The organism is Pseudomonas paeninsulae (genome assembly GCF_035621475.1).
Lineage (GTDB): Bacteria > Pseudomonadota > Gammaproteobacteria > Pseudomonadales > Pseudomonadaceae > Aquipseudomonas > Aquipseudomonas paeninsulae.
Window position 1 is genome coordinate 5,189,319 of record NZ_CP141799.1, and the last position, 22,773, is coordinate 5,212,091.

Annotated in this window: 20 protein-coding genes; 13 read left to right on the forward strand and 7 right to left on the reverse strand. The window is 64.3% G+C overall.

The features are described from left to right. Positions 1–124 precede the first annotated feature (124 nt). Positions 125–1,384: a dicarboxylate/amino acid:cation symporter gene (locus VCJ09_RS23935; RefSeq protein WP_324732473.1), complete on the forward strand. Its 1,260-nt coding sequence runs from the start codon at positions 125–127 to the stop codon at positions 1,382–1,384. Between the two features lie 186 nt (positions 1,385–1,570). Here the strand turns inward: VCJ09_RS23935 and pdxR are convergent, their stop codons facing one another. Beyond that, positions 1,571–3,034, reverse strand: a complete 1,464-nt coding sequence (gene pdxR / locus VCJ09_RS23940; RefSeq protein WP_324732474.1) for a MocR-like pyridoxine biosynthesis transcription factor PdxR — start codon at positions 3,032–3,034, stop codon at positions 1,571–1,573. 101 nt (positions 3,035–3,135) lie between these two features. Here pdxR and VCJ09_RS23945 point away from each other — a divergent pair, with 101 nt between their 5' ends. The 3 genes from VCJ09_RS23945 to VCJ09_RS23955 are packed head-to-tail and all read left to right on the forward strand — an operon-like array spanning position 3,136 to position 4,926. Continuing rightward, positions 3,136–3,768 (forward strand): FMN-binding negative transcriptional regulator, encoded by a 633-nt coding sequence (locus VCJ09_RS23945; protein ID WP_324732475.1) that lies wholly within the window; start codon positions 3,136–3,138, stop codon positions 3,766–3,768. A gap of 19 nt (positions 3,769–3,787) precedes the next feature. Beyond that, a complete protein-coding gene (locus VCJ09_RS23950) occupies positions 3,788–4,231 on the forward strand; it encodes a GNAT family N-acetyltransferase (RefSeq protein ID WP_324732476.1) in 444 nt (147 codons plus the stop codon). Positions 4,232–4,245: 14 nt separating this feature from the next. After that, complete coding sequence (locus VCJ09_RS23955; protein ID WP_324732477.1) at positions 4,246–4,926, forward strand: GNAT family N-acetyltransferase; 681 nt, start codon at positions 4,246–4,248, stop codon at positions 4,924–4,926. Positions 4,927–5,133: 207 nt separating this feature from the next. On the opposite strand, the gene VCJ09_RS23960 is transcribed toward VCJ09_RS23955, so the two are convergent. Both VCJ09_RS23960 and VCJ09_RS23965 read right to left on the reverse strand, forming a co-directional pair. Next, complete coding sequence (locus tag VCJ09_RS23960; protein WP_324732478.1) at positions 5,134–5,496, reverse strand: nuclear transport factor 2 family protein; 363 nt, start codon at positions 5,494–5,496, stop codon at positions 5,134–5,136. Between the two features lie 148 nt (positions 5,497–5,644). Continuing rightward, positions 5,645–6,463 carry a helix-turn-helix domain-containing protein gene (locus VCJ09_RS23965; protein WP_324732479.1) on the reverse strand — a complete coding sequence of 273 codons (819 nt, stop codon included), beginning with the start codon at positions 6,461–6,463 and terminating at the stop codon, positions 5,645–5,647. Positions 6,464–6,750: 287 nt separating this feature from the next. On the opposite strand from VCJ09_RS23965, the gene VCJ09_RS23970 reads away from it, so the two are divergent. The 3 genes from VCJ09_RS23970 (at position 6,751) to VCJ09_RS23980 (ending at position 9,849) form a co-directional block, all read left to right on the forward strand. Continuing rightward, the gene (locus tag VCJ09_RS23970; RefSeq protein WP_324732480.1) at positions 6,751–8,196 is read left to right on the forward strand and encodes an alanine/glycine:cation symporter family protein; all 1,446 of its coding nucleotides are present in this window, start codon (positions 6,751–6,753) and stop codon (positions 8,194–8,196) included. A gap of 134 nt (positions 8,197–8,330) precedes the next feature. After that, positions 8,331–9,320 (forward strand): asparaginase, encoded by a 990-nt coding sequence (locus VCJ09_RS23975; RefSeq protein ID WP_324732481.1) that lies wholly within the window; start codon positions 8,331–8,333, stop codon positions 9,318–9,320. Positions 9,321–9,393: 73 nt separating this feature from the next. Beyond that, on the forward strand, positions 9,394–9,849 hold the full coding sequence (locus tag VCJ09_RS23980; protein WP_324732482.1) for a GNAT family N-acetyltransferase: 456 nt from the start codon (positions 9,394–9,396) through the stop codon (positions 9,847–9,849). Between the two features lie 23 nt (positions 9,850–9,872). On the opposite strand, the gene glsB is transcribed toward VCJ09_RS23980, so the two are convergent. Next, positions 9,873–10,781, reverse strand: a complete 909-nt coding sequence (gene glsB, locus VCJ09_RS23985; RefSeq protein WP_324732483.1) for a glutaminase B — start codon at positions 10,779–10,781, stop codon at positions 9,873–9,875. 513 nt (positions 10,782–11,294) lie between these two features. Here glsB and VCJ09_RS23990 point away from each other — a divergent pair. The 5 genes from VCJ09_RS23990 to VCJ09_RS24010 all read left to right on the forward strand — a co-directional run bounded on the left by VCJ09_RS23990 (position 11,295) and on the right by VCJ09_RS24010 (position 16,158). Further along, positions 11,295–12,248, forward strand: a complete 954-nt coding sequence (locus VCJ09_RS23990; RefSeq protein WP_324732484.1) for a TAXI family TRAP transporter solute-binding subunit — start codon at positions 11,295–11,297, stop codon at positions 12,246–12,248. Positions 12,249–12,482: 234 nt separating this feature from the next. Further along, positions 12,483–14,510: a TRAP transporter permease gene (locus tag VCJ09_RS23995; RefSeq protein WP_324732485.1), complete on the forward strand. Its 2,028-nt coding sequence runs from the start codon at positions 12,483–12,485 to the stop codon at positions 14,508–14,510. Beyond that, a complete protein-coding gene (locus tag VCJ09_RS24000) occupies positions 14,507–14,926 on the forward strand; it encodes a DUF1850 domain-containing protein (RefSeq protein ID WP_324732486.1) in 420 nt (139 codons plus the stop codon). The genes VCJ09_RS23995 and VCJ09_RS24000 overlap by 4 nt, the downstream gene beginning before the upstream one ends. Before the next feature lie 123 nt (positions 14,927–15,049). Continuing rightward, positions 15,050–15,541 carry a GNAT family N-acetyltransferase gene (locus VCJ09_RS24005; protein WP_324732487.1) on the forward strand — a complete coding sequence of 164 codons (492 nt, stop codon included), beginning with the start codon at positions 15,050–15,052 and terminating at the stop codon, positions 15,539–15,541. Between the two features lie 101 nt (positions 15,542–15,642). After that, positions 15,643–16,158 (forward strand): DUF3617 domain-containing protein, encoded by a 516-nt coding sequence (locus VCJ09_RS24010; protein WP_324732488.1) that lies wholly within the window; start codon positions 15,643–15,645, stop codon positions 16,156–16,158. 74 nt (positions 16,159–16,232) lie between these two features. Here VCJ09_RS24010 and cls read toward each other — a convergent pair whose 3' ends face one another. Beyond that, positions 16,233–17,678 (reverse strand): cardiolipin synthase, encoded by a 1,446-nt coding sequence (gene cls / locus VCJ09_RS24015; protein ID WP_407692996.1) that lies wholly within the window; start codon positions 17,676–17,678, stop codon positions 16,233–16,235. 268 nt (positions 17,679–17,946) lie between these two features. Here cls and VCJ09_RS24020 point away from each other — a divergent pair, with 268 nt between their 5' ends. After that, positions 17,947–19,614 carry a BCCT family transporter gene (locus VCJ09_RS24020; RefSeq protein ID WP_324732489.1) on the forward strand — a complete coding sequence of 556 codons (1,668 nt, stop codon included), beginning with the start codon at positions 17,947–17,949 and terminating at the stop codon, positions 19,612–19,614. A gap of 394 nt (positions 19,615–20,008) precedes the next feature. Here VCJ09_RS24020 and VCJ09_RS24025 read toward each other — a convergent pair whose 3' ends face one another. Beyond that, positions 20,009–20,746 carry a 3'-5' exonuclease gene (locus VCJ09_RS24025; protein ID WP_407692997.1) on the reverse strand — a complete coding sequence of 246 codons (738 nt, stop codon included), beginning with the start codon at positions 20,744–20,746 and terminating at the stop codon, positions 20,009–20,011. Further along, positions 20,743–22,626 carry a DUF294 nucleotidyltransferase-like domain-containing protein gene (locus tag VCJ09_RS24030; RefSeq protein WP_324732490.1) on the reverse strand — a complete coding sequence of 628 codons (1,884 nt, stop codon included), beginning with the start codon at positions 22,624–22,626 and terminating at the stop codon, positions 20,743–20,745. Before VCJ09_RS24030 ends, VCJ09_RS24025 begins: the two co-directional genes overlap by 4 nt. Between the last annotated feature and the right edge of the window lie 147 nt (positions 22,627–22,773).

The window sequence follows — 22,773 nt, forward strand, 5'->3', positions numbered from 1 at the left end:
GATGCCGCCCGCCGGCATCGATTTTTTTTACCCGGCGCCAGCCTGGCGCCCGGTCTGACTGCCTACTCACGAGGGCACGCAGCTAAGCCTGCGCACCCACGACAACAACAAGACAGGTGACTCGATGACTGCAACCTCTTCCCTGACCGCCCCTCTGCGCCTGTGGGCGCGCCTGCCGCTGTGGCAACAGATTGTCACCGGCCTGGCCCTCGGCGTGCTGGTCGGCATAGCCTTCGGCAAGGACGCCCTGAGCCTGGCCCCGCTCGGCCAATTGTTCCTCAATGCGATCAAGATGCTCATCGTGCCGCTGGTCTTCGTGTCCCTGGTGGCGGGTATCACCTCCATGCGCGACACCAGCAAGCTTGGCCGGATCAGCGCCAAGACCATCGCCATCTATATGGTCACCACCGCCTTCGCGGTAAGCATCGGCCTGTTGTTCGGCGGCCTGTTCGCCCCCGGCGAAGGCCTCAACATGGTGGCCAGCGAGGCGCCCAGTGCGGCGCAGACACCGTCGCTGATCGACACCCTGGTCGCCATGGTGCCGAGCAATCCGGTAAACGCCTTTGCCCAGGGCAATGTGCTGCAAATCATCGTCTTCGCCATCGGCCTGGGCGTGAGCATGAACCTGATCGGTGAAAAGGCCGAGCCGGCGATCAAGCTGTTCAACAGCCTGGCCGAGACCCTCTACAAGCTCACCGACCTGGTCATGCGTCTGGCACCCTACGGCGTGTTCGCCCTGATCGCCGGCGTAGTCGGCAGCCACGGCGCCGAAGTGCTGCTGCCACTGGCCGAGGTCATCGGGGTCATTTACCTGGCCAGCATCGTCCACGTGCTGCTGGTCTACGGCGGCCTGCTCAGCCTACTGGCGCGGCTCAACCCGCTGCGCTTTTTCCAGGGCATCCTCGACGCCCTGGTAGTCGCTTTCAGCACCTCCAGCAGCTCCGGCACCCTGCCGGTCTCCATCGAGTGCGCGCGCAAGAACCTCGGCGTATCCGAGGGCGTAGCCGGTTTCGTGCTGCCCGTGGGCGCCACCATCAACATGGACGGCACCGCCATCTACCAGGGCGTGTTGGCGCTGTTTATCGCCCAGGCCTTCGGCATCGACCTGAATGCCGGCCAGTACCTGATGATCATCCTCACCGCCACCCTGGCCTCGATCGGCACCGCTGGCGTGCCCGGTGCAGGCCTGATCATGCTCGGCCTGGTACTCAGCTCGGTCGGCCTGCCGCTCGAAGGCGTGGCGCTGATCGCCGGGATCGACCGCATCCTCGACATGGCGCGCACCACGGTGAACGTCGCCGGCGACCTGATGACCACCACCCTGGTCGGCCGTAGCGAGAACGAGCTGGACCTGGATATCTACAACTCCAGCGATAAGGAGTGATGGGCGCGCGATGCCGTTGAGGGGCGACAGCTGGACGACGCCAAACTGGGCGACATCCTGATCGCCCCGCACCTGCTGCCGCTGCAGACCTGAGCCAGCGCCCAGTAGCCCCGGCTCTGCGTTGCTACCGGGATGGCTGCGGCCATCCTTTGGGCATGTGTACAGTGCCCGTGGTGACCAACACGCTCACAGCCGCCAGGCACGACGCAGCGCCTGCAGGGCTTCGCCGATCTGCGCCTCGGGCACGGCAGCGAAGCCCAACACCAGCCCGGCGCGCTGAGCTTCGGGCTCGGTGCTGTCCGCCAGCCAGTAGTCGCTGAGGGCATTCAACTCCACCCCCACCGCGGCGGCCACAGCAATCAACTCGCGTTCGCGCGCCAGGCTGTCCACCCGCACGCACAGGTGCAAACCGGCCTCCACCACCGGCAACGGCGCGCAGCCGGGCACAGCGCTCGGCCAACCGGCCAGCAGGGCATCGCGACGACTGCGCGCGGCGCCGCGCATGCGCCTGATATGCCGCTGGAAATGGCCCGCGGCGATGAACTCGGCCATCACCGCCTGGGTGCCGATCTCCGAATGGCGCATGTCCAAAGCGCGACGGCGGGCGAAGGATTCGGCCAGGCCGGCCGGCAGCACCAGATAGCCCAGACGCAGCGCCGGGAAGGCGATCTTGCAGAAGGTGCCGACGTAGAGCACCCGGCCCTGGCGGTCGAGGGCCGCCAGCGGCGCCAACGGCGTGCCGCTGTAGCGGTACTCCCCATCGTAGTCGTCCTCGATTATCCAGCTGTCGTGGCGCTCGGCCCAGTCCAGCAGTTCCAGGCGCCGCGCCAGCGACAGGGTCACCCCGGTCGGGTACTGATGCGAAGGCGTGACATAGGCCAGGCGGCAGCGCCCCGCCCGTTCCAGCGTTGCCGTATCCAGTCCCTCGCCATCCACCGGAATGCCCACCAGCTGCGCCCCCGCCACCGCGAAGGCATGCCCGGCGGCGCGATAGCCGGGGTTCTCGATGGCTACCCGGTCACCCGGTTCGATCAGCAGCTGGGCGCACAGGCTGATCGCCTGCTGGGCGCCGCAGGTGACCAGAATCTGCGCCGGATCGCAGTGCAGGCCGCGGCTGTTGCGCAGGTAGGCGGCAATCAGCTCGCGCAGCTGCGCGTCGCCAGCCGGGTCGCCATAACCCAGGCGTGCCGGCGACGGCTTGCGCCAGAAGCGCGCACTGAGCCGCGCCCAGGTCTCGAAGGGGAACAGGTCAAAGGCCGGTACGCCGACCCGGAAGGCCCGTGGCGGACCGCTCGGCGGCGGGCTCAGGTGATGGCTGGCGAGGCGTTGCAGCGCCGGAGTCGCGACTTGACGAGCAACGGGCGGTGCCGGGCGCGCGACGGCCGCCAGCTCGGCGACATAGGTGCCCGCGCCGACGCGGCCCTGCACATAACCCTCGGCATATAGCTGGTCGAAGGCGCGGGTCACGGTATTGCGTGAAATGCCCAGCAGACCGGCCAGGTCGCGGCTGGCTGGCAGGCGGGTGCCACTGGCCAGACGTGCATCGAGGATGCGCTCGCGCAGCGCCTGGTACAGCTGGCGCGCCAGACCCTGGGCCGGGTCGAGGCGAATGCCGGAGAGATCGACGGGTAGCGGCGCAGGCAACGGCATAAATTGGCTCTATCAATGTCGCGATAAATGGATCTTACAACAGTCCAATATCCTGCCTAGCATGGCTCCATCACGCCAGGCCACGTTTCGGAGAAGCCGCCATGTACTCGCCCACCGCCTTCCGCCAGGACGATCTCGCCACGCTGCACCGGCAGATCGCCGCCTGCCGCCTGGCCACAGTCGTCAGCCAGGGCCCCAGTGGCCTGCAGGCCAGCCACCTGCCATTGCTACTGGAACCCGCTGAAGGTGAGTTCGGCACCCTCTACGGCCATTTCGCCCGAGCCAACCCGCAGTGCCAGGAACTGGCCAACGGCGGCGAAGTGCTGACGATCTTCAGCGGCCCGGACGCCTACGTCAGCCCGGCCTGGTACCCGGCCAAGGCCGAGCACGGCAAGGTGGTGCCGACCTGGAACTACATCGCCGTGCATGCCTACGGCCAAGCCGAGGTGTTCGACGACGCCGAGCGGCTGCTGGCGCTGGTCAGCCGCCTCAGCGAGCGTCACGAAGCCGGCCGCGCCCAACCCTGGGCGGTCAGCGAGGCGCCGCAGGACTATATCGACAGCATGCTGCGCGCCATCGTCGGCTTTGCCCTGCCGATCCAGCGCCTCGACGGCAAGTGGAAGCTTGGGCAGAACCGCAGCGCCGCCGACCAGAGCGGCGTGCGCGAGGGCTTGAATGCCAGCCTTGACGCCCGCGACCGCGAGCTGGCCGCGCGCATGAACACCCCTCAGTAGCCCAGACCAAGGAAGACCCATGAGCAGCGAGATCCGCCCCGTCACTCCCGACCACCACGCCGCCTGGCTGCCGCTGTGGCAGGGCTACCAGCGCTTCTACCAAACCGAAATCGCCGCGGCCACCAGCGCGCGCACCTGGCAACGCCTGCCCGACCCAAGCGAACCCATGCACGCCGCCCTGGCTTGGCAGGACGACCGCGCCGTGGGGCTGGTGCACTTCATCTACCACCGCTCCTGCTGGACCGAGGGTGACTACTGTTACCTGCAGGACCTGTTCGTCGGCGCAGGCCTGCGCGGCGCCGGCATCGGCCGCCGGCTGATCGAACACGTCTACCAGGCCGCCAAGACTGCGGGCGCCGCCCGAGTGCATTGGTTGACCCAGGAGAGCAACAGCGAGGCCATGCAGCTGTACGAGCGCATCGCCGAGCGTTCCGGCTTTATCCAGTACCGCAAACTGCTCTAATCGGGAGTCGCCCCATGACCGACGCAATGCACCTCGACTGGCAACCCGTATCCAGCCCAGCCCGCGCGCCACTGAACGGCCACTACGTGCGCCTGGAGCCGCTGCAACTCGCCGCCCACGGCGACGACCTGTGGCTGGCCTTGCAAGGCCCGCAGTCCGACCCCCGGCTGTGGGACTACCTGCCCTATGGCCCGTTTCCCGAGCGCACGGGCTTCGATGCCTGGCTGGCGGCTAACGCGGCCAGCAGCGACCCGCTGTTCTTCGCCGTGCTCGAACGCGCCAGCCAGCGCGCCGTCGGCCTGCTCAGTTTCCTGCGCATCGCGCCCAGGGACGGTTGCATCGAGATTGGCCATATTGCCTTCGGCCGCGCCATGCAGCGCAGCCCGGCGTCCACCGAGGCGGTCTACCTGCTGGCCGAGCTGGCCATGGCCACGCTCGGCTACCGCCGCCTGGAGTGGAAGTGCAATGCCCTCAACGCTCGCTCGATGCGCGCCGCCGAGCGTCTGGGCTTCGTCTACGAAGGCACCTTCCGCCAGCATATGGTGATCAAGGGGCGCAACCGCGACAGCGCCTGGTTCTCCATCCTCGACCGCGAATGGCCGACGCTTGCCAAGGCCTATGAGCGCTGGCTGGCAGTGGACAACTTCGATGCCGATGGAAAGCAACTCAGTCAACTGAAAACACTACACGGCTAAACAAACGCCCTAACCTCAAACAAGTTGTAGGCACTGCGCCGAACGCGCCGTCACCGCCACTTTGCAGACAAGCTTTCGCTAGCCAGCGCCTGCAAACAACCCTTGAGCGGATGCACCGCAAAGATTACGGCCACTGCGCGCACTCGTGCAGTGCCGAAAAGCAGCAGAAAGGTCTAGCACCAAGTGGTGCCCTCAGGCTACCAAGAACTAGGCGTGGTAATAGTAGAGCTTGTTGACGATCTGCCATCTGCCGTCATGCCTGAGTAACGCCAGATAGTCGGTAAAGCGCATGCCCGCATACATATCGATCAGTTTGACGCTGGCGGCGTCACCACTCACATCCAGCTGCTGGATATCGCAGTAAGGCTCTTCTTGCTGCGGACCTTCTGCAGTTAGCGAAGCAATAAAATCGTCCAGCGTTAGCCACTCAAGCTCATCATGGAAATGCCCAATGATCCGGCAGTCCGCATGGAAGCAACGGCGTAACAGACTCTCATCAGCCGCCAACATGGCAACCACAAAGTCTTGAACCACCGCCTCAATCGCGTCACGGGATACGTCATCGCTCATATCGGCCTCCAGTCGGATCCTCCTGCCATTTCTCACAGGCTAGTCCGTCGCACGCTGACCATAGGATCGCTTAGCTCTAACACTAGGTCTGTTCGACCTAACTCCGCCTCCTCAAGGCCCGGCCGACCACAACGAGACGCCACGCCGACTATTCGATCTCGAACAGGCCGTTGCGGATTTGCGCGCCGGCCAGGCGCTGGCGGATGTCGGCGTCGATGCGCGGGTCGTCCGGGCTGTAGAGCATCACCTGGCGATAGGCATTGACCCGATTGATCTCGCTGCCGAGGAACTCCCAGACCACCCGGGTGCAGGCCGGGGTGCGCAGGTCGCCGCTGGAGACCCCGGTCTTCAGGCCATTGAGGCGGCTGATGCGGCTCTTGAAGCTGGGAATCAGGATGGTCTGGCTCATCTCGTTGCCGGTCAGCGACTCGTAGTCGATCAGGAACAGCCGGTCCTGCAGGTAGAACGCCGCGCCCAGGTAGCGGCAGCGCACCCAGTCCTCGGCCTTGCCGCTGTCGGCCCGCGAGGGCTCCTGGCGCTCCTGGCGCTCGAACAGGAAGCTGCCGCGCTCTTCGCGCAGGTGTACTAGCGACAGCAGGATCTGCCCCGGCACCGACATGCAGTTGGCGTACTCGAAGTAGTAGCCGCAATAGCGCGACAGGCTGCTGGCGTGCTCACGCAACGGCTGGAAGAAGTCCAGCAACGGGTCGCCGGCCAGCCGCGGGGCCTGACCGGCACTGCGCGCACCGACCAGGTCGGCGAACTGCTCGCCCGGCAGGCTCAGCTCGTAGGCCTCGACTCCGAAGAAATCGCAGATGCGCTTGAGGTTGTAGGCGGTCGGTCGGCTCTGCCCGCTGAGGTATTTATTGAACTGGGCGCGATTGATCGCCAGCTTGCGGCACACCTCGGCAATCGAGCGGTAGTGACTGCACAGCAGCTTGAGATTGGACCCCAGATATTCCGACATGCAGTTGTTCCTAACGGGTAGGCCGCGAGCGCCATAGCCGAATCATGAAAGCCTTGGCGGCATAGCCGCCCCCTCATCCGGCGCTTCGCGCCACCGTCTGTCAGGGCAGACGAATACCAGACACTCGTCGCTGCGCAAGGCGCTGACTAATGGCGCGAGCGACGCGATTGTAGCATCAACTCGCATCAGGTCGCCGCCACCCGCGCAATTGCATGACAGGCCGCTCTGCTCAACCATTCGTCCCTAGCATTTTTTCCTGACAGAACAACAAGAGAGACCTCCCCGTCATGCTCGATATTCTCAACGACCTTATCTGGAGCAAGCTGCTGATCGTCATGCTGATCGGCCTTGGTCTGTACTTCACCATCGCCTCGCGTTTCGTCCAGTTTCGTTACTTCGGCAGCATGTTCCGCATCTTCAGCGAAGCCTTCAAGCACCAGCCCGGCCAGCTCAGCTCGTTCCAGGCGCTGATGCTCAGCGTTGCCGGCCGGGTTGGCGCCGGTAATATCGCCGGGGTCTCCGTGGCGATCATGCTCGGCGGCCCAGGCGCGATCTTCTGGATGTGGATGGTCGCCCTGGTTGGCATGGCCACCAGCTACTTCGAATGCTCCCTGGCCCAGCTGTACAAGCGCCGCGAGCCCGACGGCGGCTACCGTGGCGGCCCGGCCTTCTACATCCAGCACGGCCTCGGCCAGCGCTGGCTGGGTATCGTGGTGTCGCTGCTGCTGCTGGCGACCTTCGGCTTCGGCTTCAACGCCGTACAGTCCTACACCGTGGCCAGCTCGCTGCACGACACCTTCGGCCTGCCCACCTATGTCAGCGGCATCGCCCTGGTAGTGGTGATCGGCCTGATCATCTTCGGCGGCATCAAGCGCATCGCCAAGTTCGCCGACGTACTGGTGCCCGCAATGGCCTTCTCCTACATCGCTATGGCGCTGTACGTAATCGGCAGTAACTTCGACGCGATTCCGGCCACCCTGACGCTGATCTTCAACAGTGCCTTCGGCCTCGAGCCAGCCTTTGCCGGTGGCATCGGCGCGGCGATCCTCATGGGCGTCAAGCGCGGCCTGTTCTCCAACGAAGCCGGCCTGGGCAGCGCGCCCAACGTCGCCGCGGTAGCCGAGGTCAAGCACCCGGTCGCCCAGGGCATCGTGCAGTCGCTCAGCGTGTTCATCGACACCATCATCCTGTGCAGCTGCACCGCGCTGATCATCCTGCTCTCCGGCGTGTATCAGCCGGGCACCGAGATGGCCGGTGTGGTCCTGACCCAGACCGCCATGGCCGCGGTAGTCGGCGAATGGGGCCGGGTATTCGTCAGCGTCGCCCTGCTGCTGTTCGTCTTCACCACCCTGATCTACAACTACTACCTCGGCGAGAACGCCCTGGGCTTCTTCACCAGCAAGCGCTGGCCGGTACAGGTCTACCGCGTGCTGGTAGTCGGCCTGATACTCTGGGGCTCGGTGCAGGATCTGGGTACGGTGTTTGCCTTCGCCGACGTGACCATGGGCCTGCTGGCCATCGCCAACCTGATCGCCCTGGCCCTGCTGTTCAAGGTCGGCCTGCGCCTGATGCGCGACTACGACGACCAGATCAAGGCGGGGGTAAAGTCGCCCGTCTTCGACCCGAAAGCCTTCGCTGATCTGGACCTCGATCCGGCAGTCTGGCCCGCCCAGCCGTCGACAGCGCCGCAGACCCTGAGCGCCGAAATCGGCCACCGCGTGCACCAGCGCTGAGCCGCTAACGACGCGATACACAGGGGGCTATGGCCCCCTGTTTTTTATATGCGAGGCTGTGAAAAAACTCCCGCCTACTGCGGCAGCCTCGCGACGGCTGCTCGATATGTTCACAACCTCTGAGGAGAGCCGTCATGGCTATAACAAAACTCCTGGTGCTCTACACCGGCGGCACCATCGGCATGCAGATGAGCGCAGATGGCCTGGCGCCCGCCTCCGGCTTCGAGGCGCGGCTGCGTGCCCAGCAAGCGCAGGAACAGGCGCGTCAACTGCCCAGCTGGATCTTCCGCGAACTGCTGCCGCCGATCGACAGCGCCAATATGAGCCAGGCCAGCTGGCTGGCGATGGTCGCGGCAATCCGCGCAGGCGTCGAGCACGACGGCTGCGATGCCGTGCTGGTGCTGCACGGCACCGACACCCTGGCCTACAGCGCCGCGGCCCTGAGTTTCCTGCTGCTCGGCCTGCCGGTACCAGTGCTGCTGAGCGGTTCGATGCTGCCGGCCGGCGTTGCTGGCAGCGATGCCTGGGCCAATCTGTTCGGTGCCATGCAGGCGCTGCAACAGGGCGTTGCGCCCGGCGTGCACCTGTACTTCAACGGCACCCTGATGCATGGCGCGCGAGTCAGCAAACTGGCCAGCGCTACCTTCGGCGCCTTCGCCGAACTGCCTCGCCAGCGCCAGAGCCCGCGCGTCGAGAGCATCCCGGCCAGCCTCGATTACCGCCAGCCGCGCCAACCGGTCAATCTCGCGGTGCTGCCGTGCTTCCCCGGCATCCAGGCCGCGCATGTCAGCGCCCTGCTCGACAGCGGCGTACGCGGCCTGCTGCTGGAATGCTACGGCAGCGGCACCGGGCCCGCGGATGACGCCGAACTGCTCGCCGCGCTCAAGGCGGCCCATGAGCGTGGCGTGGTGCTCGCGGCGATCAGCCAGTGCGCGCATGGCCATGTCGAGTTCGGCGTCTATGCTGCAGGGAGCAAACTGGCCAGCGCCGGTCTGGTCTCGGCTGGCGGCATGACCCGCGAAGCCGCCCTGGGCAAGCTGTTCGCCCTGCTCGGCGCCGGCCTCAGCCAGGCCGAGACGGAACACTGGTTCGCCCTGGACCTGTGTGGCGAGCGTGCCGACTAGCCAGATGGGCAGGACTTGCAGCGCAGCCATAACAGTTTCAGGATGACTGATCCTACCTACAGGAGGTCGCACGATGGCCGTTCGCATTCCCGCCGAGATCCGTCCCGTCAGCGCCGCCGACCAGGCGGCCTGGTTGCCCCTGTGGCAGCGCTATCAGCGCTTCTACATGACCGAGATTCCCGCTGCCACCAGTGACGTCACCTGGCAGCGCTTTCTCGATCCGGCCGAGCCGATGCATGCCGCCCTGGCCTGGCACGAAGACAAGGCCATCGGCCTGGTGCATTGGATCTACCACCGCTCGACCTGGACCGTTGGCGACTACTGCTACCTGCAGGATCTGTTCATCGCCAAGGACGTGCGCAGCAGCGGCGTCGGCCGCCAGCTGATCGAACACGTCTACGACCAGGCCCGCCAGGCCGACTGCGCGCGGGTGCATTGGCTGACCCACGACAGCAACAGCAAGGCCATGCTGCTGTACGAACGGGTTGCCGAGCGCTCGGGCTTCTTGCAGTTCCGCAAGCTGTTGTAGCTTACATCCACCGGCGCTGCCCTCTAGAACACCGACCAGCCGATCCGCTCGCTGAGCAGCTCCAGCGCCGCCATGCCGACCAGGGAGTTGCCGGCGGCGTTCAGTTCCGGTGACCAGACGCAGACGCTGAAACGCCCCGGCACCACCGCGACTATGCCGCCGCCGACCCCGCTCTTGCCCGGCAGGCCGACTCGGTAGGCGAAGTTGCCGGCCTCGTCGTACAGGCCGCTGGTGGCCATGATGGCGTTGACCTGCTTGGTCTGCCGCGGCGTGAGGATCTGCTCGCCGCTGTGCAGGCAAAAACCATCGTTGGCCAGAAAGCAGAAGGCGCGGGCCAGGTCGACGCAGCTCATGCGCAAGGCGCAGTAACTGAAGTAGTTGCGCAACACCGTCTCGACATCGTTATGGAAGTTGCCGAAAGACTGCATCAGGTAGGCTGCGGCGGCGTTGCGCGCGCGATGCTGGTATTCCGAATCGGCGACCCGGTTATCCACCGCTATCTCGGGGTTGCCGGCCAGGCGGCGGACGAAATCGCGCATCGACACCACCGGCGTGGCAAAGCGCGATTGGTTGATGTCGCAGATCACCAGCGCACCGGCGTTGATGAACGGGTTGCGCGGCCGGCCGCGCTCGAATTCCAGCTGCACCAGCGAGTTGAACGGCTGGCCGGACGGCTCGTGGCCCAAACGCTGCCAAATATCCTCGCCGGAGTGACCGATGGCCTGCACCAGGCTGAACACCTTGGAGATGCTCTGCACGGAAAACGCCGTACGCGCAGCGCCGGCACTGAACAGCTCGCCCTCGTTGCTGTACACCGCGATGCCCAGCTGGTTTCCCGGCACATCGCCCAGCGCCGGAATGTAATCGGCCACCTTGCCCTGGCCGATCAGCGGGCGGACTTGATCGAGGATTTCGTTCAACAGCGCTTGCATGCTCAGACTCGCCGCAATGCCCGAGCAAACCTCGGGCGACCTACCCTAGACGCCAGGCAGCTATTACTGATCACACGCACTGCTCCCGGAGTGCACTCGGATTTATCCAGGCTGCGGCGGGAAATTTCGGCGGATTTACGCTTATTACTGTGCGCCAATAGGCATGATTCCGCCCATTGCGTCCGAGGATCTTCGGCCAACGTGCTCTAAACCGGGCGTTGCAACCCTTGGCACGGCATCTGCTATAGCTCTGCTACGCCATACGCGTTGTTTGCGTCGGCGATTATAAGAAAGACCAGAGGTGTGCTTATGAACTGCCGTACGTCCCCCGCGAGCCTGTCTCGCCCAGCTCCGCTATGCCGCCTCTCGCGTGCCAGGCCTCGGCCGGGTGCGGGCATTCGCCACTTTCGCCCATTCTGATCGGCCCCCGACCTGCATATCCGCTGCGGCGGCCATGCATCGTCTACAGTAAAAAAACGCTGCATAAAGCCATAACAACGACGGAGATACTCCATGCGATTGACCAAGCGTTTCAGCCTGCTCGCTGCTGCCGCGGCCCTGACGGCCAGCACTGCGGCATTTGCCGCACCAACCTTCATCAACATCCTCACCGGCGGCACCAGCGGAGTCTACTACCCGATCGGGGTGGCCCTGTCGCAGCTCTACAGCAACGGTATCGACGGCGCGAAAACCTCGGTACAGGCCACCAAGGCCTCGGTGGAAAACCTCAACCTGCTGCAGAGCGGCCGTGGCGAACTGGCCCTGGCCCTGGGTGACTCGGTCGCCGATGCCTGGAATGGCGTGGAAGATGCCGGCTTCAAAAACCCGCTAAAAAAGCTCCGCGCGATTGCCGGCACCTACCCGAACTACATCCAGATCGTCGCCAACAAGGAGTCCGGCATCGCCAACCTGGCTGACCTCAAAGGCAAGCGCATCTCGGTCGGCGCGCCGAAGTCCGGCACCGAGCTGAATGCTCGGGCGATCTTCGCCGCGGCCGGTCTGAGCTATGACGACATGGCCAAGGTCGAGTTCCTGCCATACGCCGAGTCGGTCGAGCTGATCAAGAATCGTCAGCTGGATGCCACCCTGCAATCCTCGGGACTGGGCATGGCGGCGATCCGCGATTTGGCCGCCACCTTGCCGATCAATTTCGTCGCCATTCCGGCCGACGTGACCACCAAGATCGGCAATGCGGCCTATCAGCCAGCCGTGATTCCAGCCGGCACCTACGACGGTCAGGATGTCGACATCGCGACTGTCGCGATCAAGAACATCCTGGTCAGCCATGAAGACGTGTCCGAGGAAGTGGCCTACCAGATGACCAAGCTGATGTTCGACAACCTCGAGCGTCTGGGCAACGCCCATTCCGCGGCCAAGGACATCAAGCTGGACGGCGCGGCGAAGAACCTGCCGATCCCGCTGCATCCGGGTGCCGAGCGCTTCTACAAGGAAGTCGGCGCGCTGTAAAAAACGCGGGTGGGTTGGGGCTCGCACAGACTGAGCCCGTAGGATGGGTTGAGCGAAGCGATACCCATGGCCACGGCCCGATGGGTTACGCCGCTGCGCGGCTAACCCATCCTACCCTGCCACCCATGCGCCATCCTGCAAGTAGAGCTGCGAATAAAACCAGCGTGCTGAGTACGGCAGGTTTTATTGGCGACTCTTGCGCCTTATCGACGTTGCAATGAGGGCATAAGCTCCATGACTGAACAAAACCACGGCCTCGCGGCAGGTCCGGGCGACTGGCCGAAAGCGCTGTTTTATGTGGCGCTGCTGTTTTCGATCTTCCAGATCACCACCGCGGCCTTTCATCCGGTGTCCAGCCAGATCCTACGGGCGGTGCACGTCGGCTTCCTGCTGCTGGTGGTATTTCTCAGCATTCCGCTGGTCGGCAAGCACAAGCCCTGGCAACCGCTGGCCTGGCTGCTGGGCCTGGCGGGCATGGGCACGGCGGCCTACCAATGGGTGTTCGAGGCGGACCTGATCCAGCGCTCCGGCGACCTGACCAGTGCCGACATGGTCGTCGGCCTGGTGCTGATAGTGCTGGTGTTCGAGGCAGCGCGGCGGGTCATGGGCATTGCCTTGCCGCTGATCTGCGGGCTGTTCCTCGCCTATGGCCTGCTCGGCCAATACCTGCCTGGGGACCTGGCCCACCGCGGTTATGGCCTGGATCAGATCGTCAACCAGCTGGCCTTCGGCACCGAGGGCTTCTACGGCACCCCGACCTATGTGTCGGCCACCTATATCTTTCTGTTCATCCTGTTCGGCTCCTTCCTCGAGCAAGCGGGCATGATCAAGCTGTTCACCGACTTCGCCATGGGCCTGTTCGGCCACAAGCTCGGCGGCCCGGCCAAGGTCTCGGTGGTGTCATCGGCGCTGATGGGCACCATCACCGGTTCCGGTGTGGCCAACGTGGTCACCACTGGCCAGTTCACCATTCCGCTGATGAAGCGCTTCGGCTACAAGCCGGCCTTCGCCGGCGGCGTCGAAGCGACTTCAAGCATGGGCAGCCAGATCATGCCGCCGATCATGGGCGCGGTGGCGTTCATCATGGCCGAGACCATCAACGTGCCCTTCATCGAGGTGGCCAAGGCCGCCTTGATGCCCGCGCTGCTGTACTTCGGCTCGGTGTTCTGGATGGTTCATCTGGAGGCCAAGCGCGCCAACCTGCGCGGCCTGCCGAAAGACCAGTGCCCGAACCCCTGGGCCGCGGTGAAAGAGCGCTGGTACCTGCTGATCCCGTTGTTCATCCTCATCTACCTGCTGTTCTCCGGGCGCACGCCGCTGTTTTCCGGGATGGTCGGCCTGGCCTTGACCGCCATCGTCATTCTCGGTTCGGCGATCATCCTGCGAGTCTCCTCGACCGTTCTGCGCATGGCCTTCTGGATTGCCCTCGGGGTGCTCTGCGCCGGCTTCTTCCAGCTGGGTATCGGCGTGGTATTCGGGGTGGTCGCGCTGCTGGTGGCGATCTGCTGGTTCATCAAGGGCGGGCGCGACACCCTGGTGGTCTGCCTGCATGCGCTGGTTGAAGGCGCACGGCACGCGGTGCCGGTGGGCATCGCCTGCGCCCTGGTCGGGGTGATCATCGGCGTGGTCTCGCTGACTGGGGTGGCCTCGACCTTCGCCGGTTACATCCTCGCCATCGGCCAGGAAAACCTGTTCCTCTCGCTGATCCTCACCATGCTCACCTGCCTGGTGCTGGGCATGGGTATTCCGACCATTCCCAACTACATCATCACCAGCTCGATTGCCGCCCCGGCGCTGCTGGAACTGGGCGTGCCGCTGATCGTCTCGCACATGTTCGTCTTCTACTTCGGCATCATGGCCGACCTCACCCCGCCGGTGGCACTGGCCTGTTTCGCGGCGGCGCCTATCGCCAAGGAGAGCGGGTTGAAGATCAGCCTGTGGGCAATACGTATCGCCATCGCCGGTTTCGTCGTCCCCTTCATGGCGGTGTATGAGCCGGCGCTGATGCTGCAGAGCGATAGCCTACTGGCGATCATTTATGTGCTGATCAAGGCGGCACTGGCGATCGGTATCTGGGGCGCGGTGTTCACCGGGTTCCTGCACTGCAAGATGCCCTGGTGGGAGCGCGCGCTGGGCTTCGCCGCGGGTATCAGCCTGATCCTGGCCACGCCGATGAGTGATGAGATCGGCTTCGTGCTGGTGGCGCTGTTCCTCGGACAGCACTTCTGGCGTGCGCACCGTGCCCAGGCGACTATGGCGTGATCGGATTGTGCATGGGCCTGGCCGGAGCGGTCTGGGCCGAGCTGCCGGTTGTCGAGTTCACCCTGGCCTGGCGGCACACCATCGAGAAAATTCGCTGGGAAGAAGATTACCGCGTGACCGCCGAGGGCTTGCTGCTCGGCGAGGCGCGGGTCAAGGGTTCTGGTGCTGGCATGGAAATTCCTGCCGATGCCGAACTGCGTGAGGGCAGCTGGCATTACCAACGCCAGCTAGCGCCCCTGCAACCACTGCGCTTGGGGCGAACCCCCGAGGCAGGGGATTACCAACTGTGTTTCAACCAGCGTTGTCGCTCCATGAGCGACTGGCTCGGCCCGCCACAAGCGACCCAGCCGGCGGTGGAACTCTGGAGTTGTGAGCTCGGCTCCCCCCTATCGGTCAACGATGCGGGTAACGGCTAACGCCGTTGTCGCTCCCAGCGTCACAAGCGCTGGCGGCAAGAAGAGGAGAACCCCCATTTGGCTTTGCCGGTGGGGGTTTTGTTCGTTTAGTCTCGGCCACTATCAAGCAAGGACCTGCCGCCGATGGGCACCTGTACCTATTACCTGGACATGCACAGCCCCGAGCAGCTGCGGCCCAAGCCGCTGCCTGCGGAGCTGCACATCGTCGAATGCCGGATCAAGCAGTTCCAGTTCAACCGTTTTCTCTATCAGCTGGTCGGCGAGCCCTGGGCCTGGACGGACAAGCTGAACTGGAGCGATGCCCAGTGGCGGGCGTTGGTCGAGCAAGCCAATCACCGCACCTGGGTGGCCTATCACCAGGGCGCAATCGCCGGCTACTACGAGCTATTGCGCGATGCCGAGGGTGCAGTGGAGATTCTCTATTTCGGCCTGGCCGAGGCATTTTTCGGCCAGGGTTTCGGCGGCCCGTTGCTGAGCCATGCGCTGCAAGCGGCCTGGCTCTGGCCAGGCACAACGCGCGTCTGGGTCCACACCTGCAGCCTCGATCATCCCAGCGCCCTGGCCAATTACCAGGCGCGCGGCCTGCAGCTCTATCGCGAAGACGTGGCCGTCTAGGGTGCATCAGCCCCGCAGAGTGCGGTTGTTTTCATCAGTGCAGGCCTGCGTCGCTAACTCAGCCTACGCTTGCAGGGTCGATGAATCGTTGGAGTCTGGCCATGCACATCTCAGTATTAAAAAGCCTGTCCTTGGCCCTGTGCCTATTGCCCGCGCTGGCCACGGCGCAGGAGATCCAGCCCGGTCTGTGGGAAATCAGCTCGAGCAATATGCAGGTCGGCGGTCAGGCGCTGCCCGGCATGCAGCAAATGCTGGAGCAGATGAACAACCTGCCGGCCGAACAACGCCAGATGATGGAGCAGATGATGGCCAAGCAGGGTGTGCAACTGGGCGACCAGGGTGTGCGCATCTGTTTGAGCGAGGAGCAGATCAAGGCTCAGGACATTCCCCTGCAAGACCCCACGTCAGGGTGTAGCCACGAGATCACCGAGCGCAGTGCCGAGCGCTGGAAGTTCCGCTTCAGTTGCCCGGATGGACAGGGCGAGGGCGAGACGCGCTTCATCAGCGACCGCGAGTTCGCCACCCAGGTGAAGGGTACCTACGGCGGCCAGAGCAGCAGCATGGAAAGCCATGCGCGTTGGATTGCGGCCGATTGTGGCGGCTTGCAACCGCGCTGAGCTGCCGGCCGCATGCCGGTCAGCCTCGGCGCACAGCGCTGCTGGCCGCTCATGTCAGAGACGCCAACCGCCTATTAGAGAATCGGCGAGATCAGGCGCGCCACGCGCATGCCCAGTTGCTGCAGGCGATGCAGGTTCTTGTAGTCGCCGGCGAGCAATTCGCGCGAGCGAGCGAAGTCTTGCTCAAGCATCTGTTCGACCTCGGCGGCAAAGCCGGGGTCGAAGGTCAGCAGGGTGATCTCGAAGTTCAGACGGAACGAGCGATTGTCCAGGTTGGCGCTGCCGACGCTGGCGACATCGTCATCGATCAGCATGACCTTCTGGTGCAGAAAGCCCGGCTGGTAGCGGAACACCCGGACCCCGGCGCGCAAGGCCTCGAAGGCATACAGGCTGGAGGCGGCGTAGACCACCCGGTGGTCGGGCCGCGCCGGCAGCAGGATGCGCACATCGACGCCGCGCAGCACGGCCAGGCGCAAGGCGGCGAACAGCGCCTCGTCGGGGATGAAGTAGGGGCTGGTGATCCACACCCGCTCGCGGGCGCTGTGAATCGCCTCGACGAACAGCAGCGCGCAGGTTTCCTGCGGGTCGGCCGGACCACTGGCGATCACCTGGCAGAGCATGCCCTCGCCCGGGTAGGCCTCGGGCAGCAGCAGCGGTGGCAATTGGTGGCTGGCCCAGAACCAGTCTTCGGCGAAGGACTCCTGCAGGCAGGCGACTACCGGCCCGCGCACTTCGACATGGGTATCGCGCCAGGGCGCCAGTGGCGGCTTGTGCCCGAGGTATTCGACGCCGACGTTGAGCCCGCCGAGAAAGCCGCATTCGCCATCGACCACCACGATCTTGCGGTGGTTGCGAAAGTTCAGCTGGAAGCGGCTGAGCAGCCCGCCACCGGTGGTGAAAGAGTGGACCTGAATGCCGCCAACGCGCATTTTATCGCTGAAATGACGCGGCAGGGCGTGGCTGCCGACACCGTCGTAGAGCACGAAAACCTGCACGCCGGCAGCCGCGCGCTCCAGCAGCAGGTCTTGCAGGCGCCGGCCGAGCAGGTCGTCGCGGATGATGAAGAACTGCAGCAGGATCACCTTGCGCGCGCGGCCCAGGGCCGCGAGGATCGCGGCGAAGGCCGCTTCGCCATCGATCAGCAGCTGCACCTGGTTGTTCGCCAGGCAGGGCATCCGGCCCAGCCGGGGCAAGGCGCGCAGTTGCTGGGAGGCCGGGGATGCGCTGGCGCTCAGGGCTTCGTCGACCCACGGGCGCCAGTTCAGCGCGGCCATGGCCTGGTGCATCTGCTTGTCGGCGTGGCGGCGCGCCTTGATATAGGCATCGAAGCGACTGCGGCCAAACACCAGGTAGGGCACCAGGGTCAGGTAAGGCATGAAGAACAGCGACACCGCCCAGGCCAGCGCACCCTGGGCGGTGCGCACGGTCAGCACGGCATGTACGGCCGCGAGCATGCCGAGGGCGTGGGTCGCGGCGATCAGGTAGGCGAATAGATTGGGGATCGCGAAGTCCAGAGGCATGCTGGTTCCTGTGCGCTGACGCCGGGTTGGTGCTAAACCTATTACCCATGCAGTGTGGCATCAACAGGGCCGCGTGCAGTTAGCCAAAAATCAGTAAATGGCGGCATTTGGCCCGCGAATGACGGCCTGTGGCCAGCAAACGTGGGGTTTGCCTGTTACCCTTACCGGCTAACCGAAAAAATATTTTCGGTCGCGATGAGTTGTAAGTTGGGCGAATCCGTCCTTCTTGTGCTTGCCAGCGAGTTAAATGCCTCAAGGAGAACTCCACATGGAAAAACCCCCTTCGCATGACACGACGCCACAGCCACAAGCGGAAATAGAGGGTGGCATTCCGGCCCCGAGCGGGGCCGCCAACCTGATTGATACCGACTATGTGGTCGGCCAGGACAACATCAAAGGCAGGTTCCTGTTCAACCTGGATATCCACGGCAAGGTCTTCAGTATCTCGGCTCTGACCGTGGTGCTGTTCGTGGTCCTGGCGCTGGCTTTGCAAAGCGAAGTCGAGCCGCTGTTCAGTGCCGTACGTAGTTGGCTGACCAGTAACCTGGCCTGGTTTTTTATCGCCTCGGCCAATATCTTCGTGCTGCTCTGCCTGTTCCTGATCGTCTCGCCGCTGGGCAAGGTACGCCTGGGTGGCAAAGATGCGACGCCCGACCATTCCTATGCCGGCTGGTTTTCCATGCTGTTTGCCGCCGGCATGGGCATCGGCCTGATGTTTTATGGCGTGGCTGAACCGATGACCCACTTTGCCTCGGCCATGGGCGGGACCAGTCTCGGCGAAGATGGCCTGCGCACCGACTGGGCGCCGTTGGGCGCTGCCGCCGGCAATGCGCAGGAGGCTGCGAGCCTGGCAATGGCCTCCACGATCTTCCACTGGGGTCTGCACCCGTGGGCGATCTACGCGATTGTGGCGCTGGCGCTGGCGCTGTTCTCGTTCAACAAGGGCCTGCCACTGAGCATCCGCTCGATCTTCTACCCGCTGCTGGGTGAGCGGGTGTGGGGCTGGCCAGGGCATGTGATCGACATCCTCGCCGTGTTCGCCACCCTGTTCGGCCTCGCCACTTCGCTGGGCCTGGGCGCCGAGCAGGCGGCAGCCGGCATCGATCACCTGTTCGGCATAGCCGCGACCGATACCAGCAAGGTGCTGCTGATCATCGGGATCACCGCGATTGCCTTGATGTCGGTAATGGCCGGCCTGGACAAGGGGGTCAAACGCCTGTCCCAGCTGAACATGATCCTGGCGATCCTGTTGCTCGGCTTCATCATTCTGGTAGGTCCGACGCTGGCGATCATCACCGGCTTCTTCAGCAATCTGGGGAGCTACCTGGTCTATCTGCCCGAGCTGTCCAATCCCTTCGGGCGTGAAGACGCCAACTTCAGCCAGGGCTGGACCGCCTTCTACTGGGCTTGGTGGATCAGCTGGTCGCCCTTTGTCGGCATGTTCATCGCGCGGGTCAGCCGCGGTCGCACGGTGCGCGAGTTCCTGGTCGCGGTGCTGCTGGTGCCTTCCCTGGCCTCGGTGCTGTGGATGACTGCCTTTGGCGGTACCGGCATCGGCCAGTTGGTCGGCGATGGCTTCACCGGGGTGCAGGATGCCGCGCTGGAACTGAAGCTGTTCGTCATGCTTGAGCATTTGCCGTTGGCCGAGATCAGCTCCTTTATCGGCATCGTCCTGGTGATCGTGTTCTTCGTCACCTCGTCGGACTCGGGTTCGCTGGTAATCGATACCATCACCGCTGGCGGCAAGGTCAATGCGCCGATTCCACAGCGGGCATTCTGGGCCATCATGGAAGGCGTGGTCGCCATCGCCCTGCTGCTGGGCGGCGGCTTGGTAGCCCTACAGGCGATGGCGGTGTCCACTGGACTACCGTTCACCATCGTCTTGCTGGTGGGCTGCGTGTCCATCGTCAAAGGCTTGATGAGCGAGCCGCGCTGACCGCTGTTGTTGGGCAATTCAAGAGCGCGCCTTCGGGCGCGTTTTTTGTCTGCGCTGCGCAGGGCTGGGTCGTTTGAGTCACCGCCGCAATTCTTGTAGGAGGGGCATTAGCCGCGAGTTCTTAACCAGGTTGGTGGGGTGCTGACGCGGCTATTTATGTTCGGCATTACATCGTGTGGGTTGATGCGGGTTGCGCCCCTCGGGCGCGCAACATGAAGGGTCAGTCAACGCGGCGCAATGACTGGCACCCGCTCAGGATTATGGGTATCGCTGCGCTCAACCGATCCTACGCTGGCCAACGGGAGTGGGCAAAAGCATCGCGGCTAAAGCCCCTCCTACAAGAGCTCCGCGTGATCCAGTGGCCCCTCGCAAAAATGTACCCCGCAGCAATCCATCAGCTCCACAACTCGCCGACCTGGGTGGTCGGCGAATAGTGGGTGGCTACCTGCGCTTGCAGCAGCTCCGCCGTAGCCAGGGCATCGGTCAGGGCGTGGTGCGCCTGGTACAGCGGCAGGCCATAGCGCAGGCGACTGTCGGCCAGGCGGATGGAAGTCGGCTGACGGCCGAACAGCCGGTCGAACCAGCCCGGCTGACGCTGACTGCGGTGTAACCGAGCCTCCAGTTCCATGGTGTCGATCACCGGGAAGTGCAGCGCCTCGCCCAGATGCTGACGTACCGCCTGGTCGAGAAAACCGCGCTCGATCGTGCGGTAATGCACCACCATCACCTTGCCGGCCATGGCCGTCAGCAATTCACCGAGAATAGTCGTCAGCCTGGGGGCGTCGCGGATGTCGCTGTGGGTGATGTGATGGAAGGTGACTGACTCGCTGCTCAGCTCGGAAACCGGCTTCACCACCCAGTACAACGCCTGGCCGCAGCGGATACGCACCAGGTTGAAGGGCACCAGACCGAGGCTGACGATCGAGTGGCGATTGCAATCCAGACCGGTGGTTTCCACGTCCAGCGCCACCAGCGGTACCTGTTCCAGCGGGGTGTCGGCGGCTACCACGCCGGCCTGATAGAAGGCGGCCAGGCGCGGATCCTTGGCCGTTTGCGCGAGCCGGATGAAGATATTCGGCCAATCTGTCGGCGCTACGCGGGCGGTATTACGCGAGACCGTGGGCAGCTTCACTGGGACCCGCCCGCCGGGTAGCGGAAGCGCAGAAATTTCTGCGCGTTGCTGAGTACCTGGAAGGCTTCCTTGAGGTTGTAGCGCTCGCTGGCGGAGACCTTTTCCGGCTCGATGTAATTGTCCGGCTCGCGGCTGGCCTCGAGGTCCATGGCCTGATGGCGGATGCGCACGATGGAGAGGAATTCCAGGGCGTAGCGCAGCTTGGTGATGGCTTCCTCGGTCAGCAGCTTGGTGCTGGCGATGGCGTCCAGGCGATCCAGGGAATTCTGCGCCTTGGAGCCGGCGGCCAGGGCATGCACGCGGATCAGGTCGGTCAGCGGGGCGGTGCCGCGGCCCTTGAGGTTGATGATGTTGTTCTGTTGGCCGTCCTTCTCCATCACGAAGGTGCGGAAGAAGCCCAGCGGCGGGGTGCGGTTGAGTGCGTTGCGCGCCAGGCTGGCGAGAAATAGCGGGTTGCTGCTGGCTTTCTGCGCCAGCAGGTCCTTGAGGCTTTCGACCAGCTCGGCCTCGCCGTAGACGCTGTCGAGGTCGAAGAAGATGCAGCTGTTGAGCAGGGTTTCCGGGTTGGGCCGGTCGATCCACTGGTTGAAGTAGCCCTTCCACACCCGCAACGGCTGGCGCCACTGGGGATTGGTGGCCATGATCCCGCCCTTGCAGTAGCTGTATCCGCAGGCCGCCAGGCCGTCGCTGACGAAGGTCGCCAGTTTGAGGAAGTAGTCGTCGTGGACTCGCGGATCGAAGCGGTTGTCGAGGACCAGGGCGTTGTCCTGGTCGGTGACGATCAACTGCTCGTCGCGGGCCATCGAGCCCAGCGCCATGAAGCAGTAGGGTACCGGCGGCGGGCCGAGCTCTTGCTCGGCCAGCTCCAGCAGGCGCTGGGTCAGGCTGCGGCCGATGCCCGAGATGGCGCTGCCGATCATGTGGGCGGTGGCCTGTTCATTGACCATGCGCAGGAAGGTGGTGCGCAGGTCCGGCAACAGGGCCTGCAACTCGGCCACCGACTGCTTGTTGAAGATACTGTTGACCAGGTACAGGCTGCTCTGCGACTCGTATTTGATGATGTCCGACAGGTTGATCACTCCGACCGTGCGCTGACGGTACACCACCGGCAGGTGATGGATATTGTGGCGGAGCATGCACAGCATCGCCTCGAACACCGAGTCGTCGGCATTGATGGTGATCGGGTTGGGTGACATCACCCGATCGACCGGGGTGTCCAGGGCCAGGCCTTCGGCGAGTACCCGGGTGCGCAGGTCGCGATCGGTGGTAATGCCGACCATCACCTGGCTCAGGGGCGCCCCGGCGGCGGATGGCGGTCCGAGGATCACCAGGGAAGACACGCTGTGCTCGGTCATCACCCGCGCTGCTTCCTGCACCGAGGTGCCCAGGGGCACGCTGACCGTGCGCCGCGAGACCAGCTTGCGCACCTTGATCTTCATCAGATCGCTGGCGTTGCCCTGGCTTTCCACCGCCGACTTCAGCCGCGACTGGCCCTCGGCCTCGACGAAGTCGGCGAAGAAGTCATGGGCCTCGCAGAGTTGCTCGAACAGGCGGCCGGGAATGAAATAGATCAGGCTGTCTTCAATGGCCCGGGCCGGCAGACGTACTTTATGCCCGCGCAGCAGGCCAAACTGGCCGAAGACATCGCCCTCGGTCAGGCGATTGTAGAGCGCCCCGGTGCGCCGGTAGATTTCCACCGCGCCGCTGCGCACATAGTGCAGGTCGTGGATCTCCGCACCGAAGCTGAGAATCTCGCTACCGGCCTTGAAGTAGCCGACTTCGACCTGGCGGGCGATCTCGTCGAGGCTGTCTTCGGGCAGCCCATCGAAGGGCGGGAAGCGCTGCAGGTGGTCGCGAATTTCGATCAACTCGATCTGCATACGGGTCTCTTGAGAGTGGGCGGACGGACGAGTCTGGGTGGGTCCAAACCTATGGTCTCGCGGGGTCGACCTCGCCCGGGAAAATGACTGCCAACTGGTCGAGCGCCGGCAGCACTGTGCCGAATGGGCGACATGCCCTAACCATAA

Bases quoted from the DNA above. Each gene is read 5' to 3' on its own strand.
- VCJ09_RS23935 (WP_324732473.1), top strand. From the start codon at position 125: ATGACTGCAACCTCTTCCCTGACCGCCCCTCTGCGCCTGTGGGCGCGC.
- pdxR (WP_324732474.1), bottom strand. From the start codon at position 3,034: ATGCCGTTGCCTGCGCCGCTACCCGTCGATCTCTCCGGCATTCGCCTC.
- VCJ09_RS23945 (WP_324732475.1), top strand. From the start codon at position 3,136: ATGTACTCGCCCACCGCCTTCCGCCAGGACGATCTCGCCACGCTGCAC.
- VCJ09_RS23950 (WP_324732476.1), top strand. From the start codon at position 3,788: ATGAGCAGCGAGATCCGCCCCGTCACTCCCGACCACCACGCCGCCTGG.
- VCJ09_RS23955 (WP_324732477.1), top strand. From the start codon at position 4,246: ATGACCGACGCAATGCACCTCGACTGGCAACCCGTATCCAGCCCAGCC.
- VCJ09_RS23960 (WP_324732478.1), bottom strand. From the start codon at position 5,496: ATGAGCGATGACGTATCCCGTGACGCGATTGAGGCGGTGGTTCAAGAC.
- VCJ09_RS23965 (WP_324732479.1), bottom strand. From the start codon at position 6,463: ATGTCGGAATATCTGGGGTCCAATCTCAAGCTGCTGTGCAGTCACTAC.
- VCJ09_RS23970 (WP_324732480.1), top strand. From the start codon at position 6,751: ATGCTCGATATTCTCAACGACCTTATCTGGAGCAAGCTGCTGATCGTC.
- VCJ09_RS23975 (WP_324732481.1), top strand. From the start codon at position 8,331: ATGGCTATAACAAAACTCCTGGTGCTCTACACCGGCGGCACCATCGGC.
- VCJ09_RS23980 (WP_324732482.1), top strand. From the start codon at position 9,394: ATGGCCGTTCGCATTCCCGCCGAGATCCGTCCCGTCAGCGCCGCCGAC.
- glsB (WP_324732483.1), bottom strand. From the start codon at position 10,781: ATGCAAGCGCTGTTGAACGAAATCCTCGATCAAGTCCGCCCGCTGATC.
- VCJ09_RS23990 (WP_324732484.1), top strand. From the start codon at position 11,295: ATGCGATTGACCAAGCGTTTCAGCCTGCTCGCTGCTGCCGCGGCCCTG.
- VCJ09_RS23995 (WP_324732485.1), top strand. From the start codon at position 12,483: ATGACTGAACAAAACCACGGCCTCGCGGCAGGTCCGGGCGACTGGCCG.
- VCJ09_RS24005 (WP_324732487.1), top strand. From the start codon at position 15,050: ATGGGCACCTGTACCTATTACCTGGACATGCACAGCCCCGAGCAGCTG.
- VCJ09_RS24010 (WP_324732488.1), top strand. From the start codon at position 15,643: ATGCACATCTCAGTATTAAAAAGCCTGTCCTTGGCCCTGTGCCTATTG.
- cls (WP_407692996.1), bottom strand. From the start codon at position 17,678: ATGCCTCTGGACTTCGCGATCCCCAATCTATTCGCCTACCTGATCGCC.
- VCJ09_RS24020 (WP_324732489.1), top strand. From the start codon at position 17,947: ATGGAAAAACCCCCTTCGCATGACACGACGCCACAGCCACAAGCGGAA.
- VCJ09_RS24030 (WP_324732490.1), bottom strand. From the start codon at position 22,626: ATGCAGATCGAGTTGATCGAAATTCGCGACCACCTGCAGCGCTTCCCG.